This is a genomic window from Halomonas sp. (assembly GCF_031581305.1).
Classification (GTDB): domain Bacteria; phylum Pseudomonadota; class Gammaproteobacteria; order Pseudomonadales; family Halomonadaceae; genus Halomonas.
Window position 1 is genome coordinate 1 of record NZ_JAVLBC010000109.1, and the last position, 10905, is coordinate 10905.

Genomic DNA, 10905 nt, shown 5'->3' on the forward strand with positions numbered 1-10905 from the left:
AGATATCGAGCTCGGGGCGCATCAGCACCTGGGAGAACGGCAGGCCCAGACCGGAGAGCGACTTGGAGTTGGTGACGATGTCCGGGACGACGTCGGCATGCTCGAAGCTGAAGAACTTGCCGGTACGGCCGCAGCCGGCCTGGATGTCGTCGACGATCAGCAGGATATCGTGGGCGCGGCAGATCTGCTCGAGGCGCTTGAGCCAGTCGAGGCCACAGGCGTTGATGCCGCCCTCACCCTGCACGGTCTCGACGATGACGCCGGCCGGAATGTCCAGGCCGCCGGACTTGTCGCCGAGCAGCTTCTCGAAGTAGTCCAGGGTGTCGACACCCTCGCCCAGGTAGCCGTCGAAGGGCATGAAACTGGCGCCGACCGTCGGCACCCCGCCGGTGGCCTCGCGAAACTTGCGGTTGCCGGTGGTGGCCAGCGCCCCCATGGTGATGCCGTGGAAGCCGTTGGTGAAGGTGACGATGTTGTGGCGGCCCTTGGCATGACGAGCCAGGCGGATGGCCGCCTCGACGGCATTGGTGCCGGTCGGCCCGGGGAACTGCACCTTGTAGTCCAGGCCGCGGGGCTTGAGGATCACCTCCTCGAGGGCCTCGAGGTAGTCACGCTTGGCGGCGGTCCAGAAGTCCAGGCCGTGGATGATGTTGTCCTCGGCCAGGTAGTCGAGCAGCGCCTGCTTGATGTGCGGGTTGTTGTGGCCGTAGTTCAGGGTGCCGGCACCGGCCAGGAAATCGATGTACTCGCGGCCCTCCTCGTCGGTCAGGCGTGCATTCCGGGCCTTGGTGAAGACCACCGGAAAGGAGCGAGAGTAGGTCCGGACTTCGGACTCCATGCGTTCGAGGATCTGGGTCTGCATGTGCGACCTCCTGTTGGCAATAGAAGGGTATCAGGACGCGCGAGCGCGACTGAAGGGGTGTGGGATCGCCTGCCGCCCGTGGAGACGGCAGGCGCGATGAAGCGGGGAGCTCAGATGCGATCGGTCTGGAAGGGGCCGATGCGCACGAGGTTTTCCGGATCGTGTTCGCCACCGAGCTGGTCGGTGGAGAAGTACTCGCGGCTGTTGAGCGGGGCCTGCCAGCGCTCGGCAAGCCGCCGAAACAGTCCCCAGGAGGCCTGGTTGTCGGGGGTGATAGTGGTCTCAAGGTGGTGAACCTCGGCCATCTCCGGGCGGGTCATTACGGCCTCCACCAGGCGACGGGCCAGACCGGTACCGCGCGCCTTCTCACCCACCGCCACCTGCCACAGGAAGTAGGTGTCCGGGGCGTTGCTCTTCACGTAGCCGGAGACGAAGCCGACGATCTCGCCCTCCTCGTTGGTGGCCACGGCACAGCTGTCGCGGAACTGGGTCGCCAGCAGAAGATAGGCATAGGCGGAATTGACATCCAGCGGTGGGCAGGACTTGACCAGCTCGTAGATACCCCAGCCGTCATCGGGATTGGGCTTGCGGATGAACAGCGGGTAGGCCTCGTGACCGACCACGGCGTCCGCCACAGTGGGGCGGGCCAGGTCGGCGGAGGGCGTGAAGGGCTCGGTGGTTGCGTTCATTGTCATGGTTCGCTGTAGCGAATTTGGGAGGAAGTATAACAGCGGCCTATCGGCAATTCAAAGCCATGATTATCCTGGCACCGTGAATCCATAATGGAAAATTATGCTCCTCGATCCGCTCTCGCCAGTCGTGCCGCTTCTCTTCGATAATAGCTCACTACGGTGACATTGAGATGCCGAAACGCAGCGCACCCTCCCCCCCAGAGGGAGGCCCGCTGCGTATCCGAGACTCTCGAAGGCTCAGCGCCGGGTCGGCGCACGCATGGTGACGAACTCCTCGGCGCCGGTGGGATGGATGCCCACGGTGGCGTCGAAGTCAGCCTTGGTGAGACCCGCCCGCACGGCCACGGCAATGCCCTGGATCACCTCCCCAGCCTCCTCGCCCACCATGTGGGCCCCGACCACCACGTCGCTGGCGTCATCGACGACCAGCTTCATCAGGCAGCGCTCGCCACTGCCGGAAAGGGTGTGCTTCATGGGGCGGAAGTCGGCGACATAGACGCGGATCTCGCCATACGCCTCGCGGGCCTGCGCCTCGGAGAGCCCCACCGTGCCGATATTGGGATGGCAGAACACCGCCGTGGGGATGTTGCGGTAGTCCAGCGGGGTCGGCTCGGCCTCCTCGAAATGGTGCCTGACCATCTGCATGGCCTCGGCAAGTGCCACCGGGGTCAGCTCGGGGCCACCGGTCACGTCGCCCAGGGCCAGGATCGAGGGCACAGAGGTCTCGAAGCGCTCATTGACGCTGAGGTGGCCGCTGTCGGTCAGCGCAATGTCGAGGCGGTCCAGGCCCAGACCCTCGAGGTGGGGACGACGACCGGTCGCGGTCAGTACGGCATCCACCTCGAGTTGCTCGCCATTAGTGAGGCTGACTCGCAGGCCCTCTTCGACCTTCTCGATCGAGGCGATGTTGGCGTCGAAGTGCAGTTGGACGCCCTTCTTGGTCATCTCGTCGCGGGTGAACTCGCGCACCTGCCGGTCAAAGCCGCGCAGGAAGAGCTCGCCCCGGTAGACCAGGTGGGCATCGCTGCCCAGGCCATTGAAGATGCTGGCGAACTCCACGGCGATATAGCCGCCGCCCAGCACCAGGAAACGCTCGGGGAAGGTGTCGAGATCGAAGACCTGGTTGGAGTGGACTACCAGGTCGTTGCCGGGGAAATCCGGGGTCCAGGGCCAGCCCCCCACGGCAACCAGGATCTTCTCCGCGCTGAAGGTCTCGTCGTTGACGGTCACATGGTGCGCGTCCTCTACCCGGGCGCGACCGTTGATCAGGCGCACATCCGCAGCGTCCAGCAGGCGTCCGTAGATGTCGTTGAGTCGTTTGATCTCGCTGATCTTGTTGTCGCGCAGCGTGGCCCACTCGAATCGTGGAGCCTCGGCCAGCTGCCAGCCGAACCCGCCGGCGTCCTCGAAAACCTCGTGGAAGTGGGCCGCATAGGAGTAGAGTTTCTTGGGTACACAGCCCACATTGACGCAGGTGCCGCCCAGGTAGCGATCCTCGGCGATGGCGACCCGGGCGCCGGTGGCGGCCGCGGTGCGGGCGGCACGGACGCCACCGGAACCCGCCCCGATCACGAACAGGTCATAGTCGTAGTCTGACACGGAAGTCTCCTGGCAAGGGTCGGGCCATGGGTGGCCCGCAGTGAATCTCGGCGGGCATGATACCAGCCGGTGGGACGCCCCGGGAGAGTGGTTGACCGCCTCGGCAGGCGAGGTTACAAGAGGCCACCGTTCTTCCCTGCCGAGCCATCCGGAGCCTGACATGAAACACGAGATCGAGAAACTGCTGGCCAACAACCGTACCTGGGCGGAGAAGATGTGTCGGGACGATCCGGACTATTTCGCTCGTCTGGCCCGTCAGCAAAGCCCTGAATATCTGTGGATCGGCTGTTCCGACTCCCGCGTGCCGGCCAACCAGATCATCGACCTGCCGCCGGGCGAAGTCTTCGTCCATCGCAATGTCGCTAACCTGCTGCATCACAATGACATGAACGCCCTCTCGGTGGTGCAGTTCGCCGTTGACGTCCTCAAGGTGCGCCACATCATGGTCGTCGGCCACTACGGCTGTGGCGGCGTGCGGGCGGCGGTCGCCGGCGGTGAATGCGGCATGGTCGACTACTGGCTGCATTCGGTCCGAGAACTCTACAGCCGCCATCGTAGCGCCCTCGAAACGCTGCCCCTGGAGGAGCAGGTCGATCGCATGTGCGAGCTCAACGTCGAGGCCCAGGTCAACAACCTCTGCCGGACCAAGATCGTCCAGCGCGCCTGGCAGCGCGGCCAGTCGCTCTCCGTGCACGGCTGGGTCTACGGGCTGAGCGATGGCCGGGTTTCCGACCTCGACTGCAGTGTCCATGGCCTCGACCAGGTCGCCACCCTCTATCGTATCGACCGCATCACCTCCGCCGGGGACTGAGCCAGGCCGCGCCCGGCGGGCCTCATTCGCCGGGCGCATGAGCCCTCTCACAATTTCGATTGTGCCTCCGTGGCCGGACTCACTATGTTGTTGGCTAGACCTTTGCGGTCATCACATCAACAACAACTCAACCGGCATGGAACGACACATGACTCTCAAGAAGACCCTGCTGGCGAGCGTGATCGGCGCCGCCATGACCACCACCGTGCTGCCCACCGTGGCCAGCACCGAGACCACTCTGCGCATGGCCTACGATGCCGATCCGGTCTCGCTGGACATCCACGAGCAGCTCTCAGGCGGTATCCTCCAGCTCTCCCACATGACCTTCGACCCCCTGGTGCGCTGGACCAGTGAACTCGATTTCGAGCCGCGCCTTGCCACCGCCTGGGAGCAGGTCGACGACACCACCCTGCGCATGACCCTGCGCGAGGGAGTCGAATTCCATAGCGGCAACTCCTTCACCGCCGAGGACGTGGCCTGGACGGTCGAGCGCCTCAAGCGCAGCTCGGACTTCAAGGCGATCTTCGAGCCCATCGCGAGCGTCACCGCGGTCGATGAGACCACGGTAGAATTCAAGACCGCAGAGCCCTATCCGCTACTGCTGAACCTCGCGACCTACATCTTCCCGCTGGACAGCGAGTTCTACAGCGGCACTGCCGAAGACGGCGACCCCAAGGACGAGATCGTCAAGAACGGCAACTCCTTTGCCTCGGCCAACCTCTCCGGCACCGGTCCCTTCACCGTGGTCGAGCACCAGAAGGGCACCCGCATGGAGTTCGATCGCTTCGACGGCTATTGGGACGAGGCGTCCCCCGGCAACGTCGATCAGATCGTGCTGACCCCGATCAGCGAGAATGCCACCCGCGTGGCCGCCCTGCTCTCCGGCGACGTGGATTTCATCGCCCCGGTACCGCCCAACGACCTGGAACGGATTCGCGAGGACGAGGACGTCCAGCTGGTCACCATGTCCGGCACGCGGATCATCTTCTTCCACATGAACCAGGAGCGCGTCGAGGCCTTCCAGGACCCGCGTGTTCGCCAGGCCTTTGCCTATGCGGTCAACCAGGAGGGCATTGCCGACCGCCTCATGAAGGGCTTCGCCACCCCGGCGGCGCAGTTCTCACCAAAAGGCTACGCCGGCCACGTCGAGTCTCTCGAGCTACGCCATGACCTGGAGAAGGCCCAGCAGCTGATGGCCGAGGCTGGTTATGAAGACGGCTTCGAGATCTCCATGATGGCCCCCAACAACCGCTACGTGAACGATGCCAAGATCGCCCAGGCGGTGGCCGCCATGCTGGCGCGCATCAACGTCACGGTGGATCTCAAGACGCTGCCCAAGGCCCAGTACTGGGGCGAGTACGACGACCGTGCGGCCGACATGATGCTGATCGGTTGGCACGCCGACACCGAGGACAGCGCCAACTTCCACGAGTACCTGACGGCCTGTCCGGACGCCGACACCGGCGCCGGCCAGTACAACGCCGGCAACTACTGCAACCCGGAGCTCGACAAGCTGGTGGCCGAGGCCAACCTGGAGGTCGATCTCGAGAAGCGGGCCGAGATGCTGCAGCAGGTTGAACAGACCCTGCACGACGAAGCGGCTGTGGTGCCCCTGCACTGGCAGGACCTGGCCTGGGCCTCGGCGGACAACGTCATGATCGAACCGATCCTCAACGTGATGAACTTCCCCTACCTCGGGGACCTGGTCATCGAGGCCGAATAAGCCTGACATTCGCTGGCTCCTCGCGAGCTGGCCATCCGAAACCCTGACCTCTGCGACGTGCTCGCCCAGCGAGTGCGTCGCCGCGTGTTGCACACGGGACGCCAGCCATGATCGCTTTCCTGATCAAGCGCCTCTTCCATGCGTTGCTGGTGATGTTCATCATCAGCATCATCGCCTTCGCGATCCAGGACAACCTGGGCGACCCCATCCAGCAAATGGTCGGCCAGTCGGTCCCGGAGAGTGAGCGCGAGGCCCTGCGCGAACAGCTGGGCCTCAATGACCCCTTCCTGGTCCAGTATCTTCGCTTTGCGGGCAATGCCCTGCAGCTGGACTTCGGCTACTCCTACATCTTCAACCAGCCGACCACCGAGGTCATTGCCCGCCACCTGCCGGCAACCCTCGAGCTGGTCTTCGCCACCACCCTGCTGATCGTGCTGCTCTCGGTACCGATCGGCGTCTACAGCGCCATACGGCCCAGGGCCTGGCTGTCGCGCTTCTTCATGGGCGTGTCGATCATCGGCATCTCGATTCCGGTCTTCCTCACCGCCATCATGCTGATCCAGCTGTTCGCCATCGGCGTAAGCTGGTCGCCCTTCCCCGCCGATACCGGTTGGGGAGCCTGGCTCAATGAACTGGTCAGCACCGACGGCGGCATGCCGGCCTACGGCCGCGGCAATCCGGTGCCCGTCTTCGGCACCTGGGCGACCAACTTCGCCTCCCTGGAAGGCCTCACCTACCTGGTGCTGCCGGCGATCTCGCTGGCCTCGATCATGCTGCCGCTGTTCATCCGGCTGATTCGCGCCGAAATGCTCGAGGTGCTGCAGTCCGAGTACGTGAAGTTCGCGCGCGCCAAGGGCATCTCGCTGCGCCGCATCTATTTCTTGCACGCCCTGAAGAACACCATGTTGCCGGTGATCACCATGGGCGGGGTGCAGATCGGCACCCTGGTGGCCTACACCATTCTCACCGAGACGGTCTTCCAGTGGCCGGGCATGGGGCTGATGTTCCTCAACGCCATCCAGCGCTCCGACGTGCCGCTGATCATCACCTACCTGATGATCGTGGGGCTGATCTTCGTGATCACCAACACCCTGGTGGACCTGATCTATGGCCTGGTCAATCCCACCGTCAAGCTGACAGGGAAACCCGCATGACTCCCCCGACCCCCCGGGTGGCGAGCCGCTGGTCACGCTTTCGCGGCTCCTACCTGCTCTACAGCTTCAAGCGTGACCTGATCGCCCAGCTGAGCCTGGTGGTCTTCATCGCCCTGGTCGCCGTGGCGGTGCTGGCCCCGTGGCTGGCGCCCATGAACCCCTATGACCTGGCGCAGATCGACATCATGGCTTCGGAGATGCCGCCCTTCTGGGTCGAGGGCAGCGACCCGACCTACCTGATGGGCACCGACGCCCAGGGCCGCGACCTGCTCTCCACCATCCTCTATGGGGCCCGGGTGTCGCTGATCATCGGCTTCGGCGCTGTGGCCCTCCAGGCGCTGCTGGGCGTCAGCTTCGGGCTGCTCGCCGGCTACCTTGGTGGCCGTGTGGATGCCTTCCTGATGCGCCTGGCCGACATCCAGCTGTCGTTCTCCACCCTGATGGTGGCCATCGTGGTGGGCGCCCTGGTCAAGGCGGCCTTCGGCGGCGCCACCTTCAGCGCCTATGCGGTACCGCTGCTGGTGCTGATCATCGGCCTGGCCGAATGGCCCCAGTATGCACGCACGGTGCGCGCCTCGGTGCTGGCCGAGCGCCACAAGGAGTACGTCGATGCGGCCCGGGTAATGGGCTTTACCAGCCGGCGCATCATGTTCCGTCATATTCTGCCCAACACCCTGTCGCCGATCTTCGTCATCTCCACGGTGCAGGTGGCCAACGCCATCATCTCCGAGGCCGCGCTCTCCTTCCTCGGCCTGGGCATGCCCGAGACACAGCCCTCGCTGGGCTCGCTGATCAAGTCGGGCTTCGACTACCTGCAGTCGGGCTCCTGGTGGATCACGCTGATCCCCGGCCTGGTGCTGGTGGTGCTGGTGCTGGTGATCAACCTGCTCGGCGACTGGCTGCGTGACGTCCTCAACCCGCGACTCTACAAGGGCTGATCCCATGGCACTCCTCGACGTCAACCATCTCGATGTGCGCTTCGCCCTTCGCCGCGGCGATGTCCAGGCGCTGCGCGATGTCAGCTTCAGCCTCGAGCGCGGCGAGCGCCTGGGGATCGTGGGCGAGTCAGGCGCCGGCAAGTCGGTGGCGGCCTTCAGCCTGCTCAACCTGATCGCCAAGCCGGGCTATATCGCCGGCGGCAGCATCCACTTCGACGGTCGCGACCTGACCCGGATGAGCGACCGGGCGCTGCGTCATATCCGCGGCCACCGCATGTCGATGATCTTCCAGGATCCGATGATGACCCTGAACCCGGTGCTGAGCATTGGCGCGCAGATGGTCGAATGCCTCAAGGCCCACCGGCGGATCTCGACCCGCGAGGCCCGGGCGATCGCCCTGCACAAGCTCGAGCAGGTGCAGATCCCCTCCCCCGCGGCGCGCCTGGACCAGTATCCCCACGAGCTCTCCGGCGGCATGCGCCAACGGGTGATCATCGCCATCGCGCTGCTGCTGGATCCCGACATCATCATCGCCGACGAACCCACCACCGCGCTGGACGTGACCATCCAGGCCGAGATCATGGCGCTGCTGCTGGAACTGTGCGAGAAGCACAACGTCGGCCTGATCCTGATCACCCACGACCTGGGCGTGGTCAGCCAGGTCACCCAGCGCATGCTGGTGATGTATGCCGGCCGGGTGATCGAGCAGGGGCCGACCCGGGAGATCATCAACGACCCCCAGCACCCCTACACCCAGGGCCTGATCAACGCCCTGCCCCAGATGGCCACGCCGGGCAGCCGGCTGAATCAGATCCCCGGCAGCATGCCGTCGCTTGACAACCTGCCGAGCGGCTGTGCCTTCCACCCACGCTGCGGCTTCGTCGAGCGCGCCGACGGCACCACCCGCCGCACCTGCATCGACGAGGTCCCCGGCTTCGTGACCTCCGGCAACTGCCGGGTCGCCTGTCACATGGTCGCGGAGATGCTCGAGCGCGAACGCATCCCGGCCGAGGAGATTCGCTGATGAGTTCCACCGCCCACGCCCAAGCCCCTGGCCCGGTCCCCGAGGCGGCCAGCCCCCTGCTGGAGATCCGCGGGCTGGAGAAGCACTTCTCGCTCTCCGGGGATTTCCTCGAGCAGCTGAAGTTCAGGAAGGGCCGGATCGTCCGGGAGCAGAAGCACGTGCATGCCATCAATGGCGTCGACCTGGATATCCGCCGCGGCGAGGCGCTCTGCGTGGTTGGCGAATCGGGCTGCGGCAAGTCCACGGTGGCCCGCACCGTGATGGGCCTGCTCCATCCCAGTGCCGGCGAGATCCACTATGACGGCCAACGCATCGACGACCTCTCCCACAAGGCGCTGATGCCCTACCGCCGGCGCATGCAGATGATCTTCCAGAACCCCTATGCCTCGCTCAATCCGCGGATGACCATCCAGCAGACCCTGGAGGAGCCAATCCGCCTGCACCACCCGGACTGGCCGCCACAGCGCGTCAAGCAGCAGGTCGCCGAGGTCATGAGCTCGGTGGGCATCGCGGCCGACTGGGGTGGCCGTTATGGCCACGAGTTCTCCGGCGGCCAGCGACAGCGGATTGCCATTGCGCGCGCGCTCGCCGTCGACCCGGAGTTCATCGTGGCCGACGAGCCGATCTCGGCGCTGGACGTGTCGATCCAGGCCCAGGTCCTGAACCTGATGATGGAGGCCCAGCAGCAGCGCAATCTGACCTACCTGTTCATCACCCACGACCTCGCCGTGGTGGAGCACTTCGGGACCCGGGTGGCGGTGATGTACCTGGGGCGGGTCTGCGAGGTGGCCCCGACGGCGACGCTCTTTGCGCGGCCGCGACACCCCTACACCCAGGCCCTGATGTCGGCGATCCCGCGCCTCGAGGATAACCGGACACAGCACATCCGCCTGGAGGGCGAAGTGCCCACGCCGGTCGACCTACCGTCGGGTTGCATCTTCCACGGCCGCTGCCCGCATGCGAACGAGCGTTGCCGGCGCGAGATCCCGGACCTGATCGCCACCGATGACGCCGGCCAGGTGGCCTGTCACGCCGTGGAGGAAGGGCGCATCGACTGAGGCCCGCCACGCTATGGCACAATGCCGGGCCGAGACACGGCCGCGGCACGCACGAGGACCGACATGGAACTGCGCTGGCTGGAAGACTTCATCACCCTGGCTCGGACCCGGCATTTCTCCCGGGCAGCGGAGGAGCAGAACGTCACCCAGCCGACCTTCTCAAGGCGCATCAAGCTGCTCGAGGAGGAGATGGGCACCACCCTGGTCAATCGCCAGACCCTGCCGCTGTCGCTGACGCCGGCCGGGGAGGAGTTCTTCGGCCTCTGCCTGGAGGTCACCCGCCGGGTGGCGGCGACCCGGCAGCGGCTGGTTCACCTGGCCGAGCAGCAGGCCGGACAGCTGCGGCTGGCGGCGCCGCAGAGCCTGCTGGCGCATTTCCTCCCCGAATGGCTGGCCGGCTGGGCCTCGCCGCCCCCGCTGACGCCCTGCCTGCGTGCCACCGGCTGGCTGGCCAGCGACTTCTTCGAGGCCCTGGCCCGCGACGAGTGCGACCTGGTGCTCTGCTACTGGCCGCAGGGAGCCTGCCCCCGGATGCCGGAAACTGAGGGACTCGTGCATCACTGCCTGGGCAGCGAGCGGATGATCCCGACCTCGCTGCCCGAGGCCGACGGCGGTCCGCGTTTCGCGCTTCAGGCCGGGGCCCGCCTGACCCTGCCACTGATCGCCTACCATCCCCGCGGGCTGATCGACCTGGCCCTGCGCAGCCACCTGGATGCGCTGCCCGGAGCGCCGCGCTTCCGGGTGCTTCACGAGAGCATCCAGAGCGGTAACATCCGCGAGCTGGTCGGCCTCGGCTATGGCCTGGGCTGGCTGCCCGAACGCACCGTGCGCGGCGACCTGACCGCGGCCCGCCTGGTGCGGGCCGGCGATGCGCGCTGGGAGGTGCCCCTGGAGATCCGCCTCTACCGCCGTCGCGATCACCGCCCGGCCGCCCTCGAGGCCCTCTGGGAGGCTCTGCACGACCATGCCGACCCCCGTCACCCCACGTCGATCCCTCCACCGGAGTCCCCATGACCGCCACTGCCACGCCCTCGCCTCTCACCC

The 10905-nt window shown here is 65.9% G+C and carries 10 protein-coding genes; 7 read left to right on the plus strand and 3 right to left on the minus strand.

The annotated features are described in order from the left end of the window. From RI841_RS10305 to gorA, 3 genes are all read right to left on the minus strand, one after another. On the minus strand, positions 1-862 hold an 862-nt coding region (locus RI841_RS10305; RefSeq protein WP_310705519.1), incomplete at its 3' end, for a diaminobutyrate--2-oxoglutarate transaminase. Positions 863-972: 110 nt separating this feature from the next. Further along, positions 973-1551, minus strand: coding sequence for a diaminobutyrate acetyltransferase (ectA, locus tag RI841_RS10310; protein WP_133634146.1), 579 nt, complete (start codon positions 1549-1551; stop codon positions 973-975). A 240-nt stretch (positions 1552-1791) separates the two neighbouring features. Further along, a complete protein-coding gene (gene gorA, locus RI841_RS10315) occupies positions 1792-3153 on the minus strand; it encodes a glutathione-disulfide reductase (RefSeq protein ID WP_310705520.1) in 1362 nt (453 codons plus the stop codon). Positions 3154-3313: 160 nt separating this feature from the next. Here gorA and can point away from each other — a divergent pair, with 160 nt between their 5' ends. The 7 genes from can to RI841_RS10350 all read left to right on the plus strand — a co-directional run bounded on the left by can (position 3314) and on the right by RI841_RS10350 (position 10875). Next, positions 3314-3964 carry a carbonate dehydratase gene (can, locus tag RI841_RS10320; RefSeq protein ID WP_310705521.1) on the plus strand — a complete coding sequence of 217 codons (651 nt, stop codon included), beginning with the start codon at positions 3314-3316 and terminating at the stop codon, positions 3962-3964. Positions 3965-4112: 148 nt separating this feature from the next. Further along, complete coding sequence (locus RI841_RS10325; RefSeq protein WP_310705522.1) at positions 4113-5687, plus strand: ABC transporter substrate-binding protein; 1575 nt, start codon at positions 4113-4115, stop codon at positions 5685-5687. A gap of 107 nt (positions 5688-5794) precedes the next feature. After that, positions 5795-6841 (plus strand): ABC transporter permease, encoded by a 1047-nt coding sequence (locus tag RI841_RS10330; RefSeq protein WP_310705523.1) that lies wholly within the window; start codon positions 5795-5797, stop codon positions 6839-6841. Next, on the plus strand, positions 6838-7779 hold the full coding sequence (locus tag RI841_RS10335) for an ABC transporter permease (protein WP_310705524.1): 942 nt from the start codon (positions 6838-6840) through the stop codon (positions 7777-7779). The genes RI841_RS10330 and RI841_RS10335 overlap by 4 nt, the downstream gene beginning before the upstream one ends. 4 nt (positions 7780-7783) lie before the next feature. Then, on the plus strand, positions 7784-8803 hold the full coding sequence (locus RI841_RS10340) for an ABC transporter ATP-binding protein (RefSeq protein WP_310705525.1): 1020 nt from the start codon (positions 7784-7786) through the stop codon (positions 8801-8803). Then, positions 8803-9861, plus strand: coding sequence for an oligopeptide/dipeptide ABC transporter ATP-binding protein (locus RI841_RS10345; RefSeq protein WP_310705526.1), 1059 nt, complete (start codon positions 8803-8805; stop codon positions 9859-9861). Before RI841_RS10340 ends, RI841_RS10345 begins: the two co-directional genes overlap by 1 nt. Positions 9862-9924: 63 nt before the next feature. Continuing rightward, positions 9925-10875 (plus strand): LysR family transcriptional regulator, encoded by a 951-nt coding sequence (locus RI841_RS10350; RefSeq protein WP_310705527.1) that lies wholly within the window; start codon positions 9925-9927, stop codon positions 10873-10875. The last annotated feature ends 30 nt before the right edge of the window (positions 10876-10905 follow it).

Coding starts and splice junctions, on each gene's coding strand:
- ectA (WP_133634146.1), bottom strand. CDS start 1,551: ATGAACGCAACCACCGAGCCCTTCACGCCCTCCGCCGACCTGGCCCGC.
- can (WP_310705521.1), top strand. CDS start 3,314: ATGAAACACGAGATCGAGAAACTGCTGGCCAACAACCGTACCTGGGCG.
- RI841_RS10325 (WP_310705522.1), top strand. CDS start 4,113: ATGACTCTCAAGAAGACCCTGCTGGCGAGCGTGATCGGCGCCGCCATG.
- RI841_RS10330 (WP_310705523.1), top strand. CDS start 5,795: ATGATCGCTTTCCTGATCAAGCGCCTCTTCCATGCGTTGCTGGTGATG.
- RI841_RS10335 (WP_310705524.1), top strand. CDS start 6,838: ATGACTCCCCCGACCCCCCGGGTGGCGAGCCGCTGGTCACGCTTTCGC.
- RI841_RS10340 (WP_310705525.1), top strand. CDS start 7,784: ATGGCACTCCTCGACGTCAACCATCTCGATGTGCGCTTCGCCCTTCGC.
- RI841_RS10345 (WP_310705526.1), top strand. CDS start 8,803: ATGAGTTCCACCGCCCACGCCCAAGCCCCTGGCCCGGTCCCCGAGGCG.
- RI841_RS10350 (WP_310705527.1), top strand. CDS start 9,925: ATGGAACTGCGCTGGCTGGAAGACTTCATCACCCTGGCTCGGACCCGG.